The organism is Agromyces humi, from assembly GCF_009720255.1.
Taxonomy (GTDB): domain Bacteria; phylum Actinomycetota; class Actinomycetes; order Actinomycetales; family Microbacteriaceae; genus Agromyces; species Agromyces humi.
In genome coordinates this window covers 1-731 of record NZ_WJSP02000727.1, presented here as the reverse complement: position 1 = coordinate 731, position 731 = coordinate 1, and the positions used below count along the sequence as shown (strand labels likewise).

At 74.3% G+C, this 731-nt stretch carries 1 protein-coding gene and 1 pseudogene; one reads left to right on the top strand and one right to left on the bottom strand.

Annotated features, from left to right (window positions below; all coding sequences use genetic code 11):
• Positions 1–3 precede the first annotated feature (3 nt).
• Positions 4–483 (top strand): gamma carbonic anhydrase family protein, encoded by a 480-nt coding sequence (locus GH736_RS23810; RefSeq protein WP_159607572.1) that lies wholly within the window; start codon positions 4–6, stop codon positions 481–483.
• On the opposite strand, the pseudogene GH736_RS23805 reads toward GH736_RS23810, so the two are convergent.
• A pseudogene (locus tag GH736_RS23805) lies at positions 480–728 on the bottom strand (NAD(P)-binding domain-containing protein); the annotation flags it as partial. The gene GH736_RS23810 and the pseudogene GH736_RS23805 sit on opposite strands and share 4 nt — an antisense overlap.
• Positions 729–731: the final 3 nt, after the last annotated feature.

Genomic DNA, 731 nt, shown 5'->3' with positions numbered 1-731 from the left:
GTCGTGCACGACGACGCGTTCGTCGCCGCGGGCGCCGTCATCGTCGGCGACGTGCGCCTCGCCGCCGGCTCGAGCGTCTGGTACAACGCCGTGCTGCGCGCCGAGGCCGAGCCGATCGTGCTCGGCGAGGACGCGAACCTGCAGGACACCGTGGTCTGCCACGTCGATGCGGGCTTCCCGCTCACGATCGGCCGGGGCGTGTCGGTCGGGCACGGGGCGGTCCTGCACGGCTGCACCGTCGAGGACGACTGCCTCATCGGCATGGGGGCGACGGTGCTGAACGGGGCCGTCATCGGCGCGGGATCACTCGTCGCGGCCGGAGCGGTCGTGCTCGAGGGAACGGTCGTGCCGCCCGGCTCGCTCGTCGCGGGCGTGCCGGGCAAGGTGCGACGCGAGCTCTCCGACGCCGAGCGCGACGGCATCCGGCGCAACGCGGCGGCGTACCTCCGTCACGTCGAGGAGCACACCGCACCGGTCGACTGACCGGGCTGCCAGACGCCGGCGTCGGCGAGCCCGCTCACGAGCGCTTCGAGTTCGGACTCGGGCACGGCGAGCAGCACGAGCTCGCTGCGCTCGACCACGTCGGGAATGGGCAGCACGGGCACGCCGGGGAGCATGACGGCGGCCCGTTCGAGGCTCGGCGTCGAGACGGCCGAAATGCCGGTGAGCGCGTGCCCGGCGTTGGCCAGGGCGGAGGCCAGCACGGCACCGACGCGTCCGGCGCCGATGGT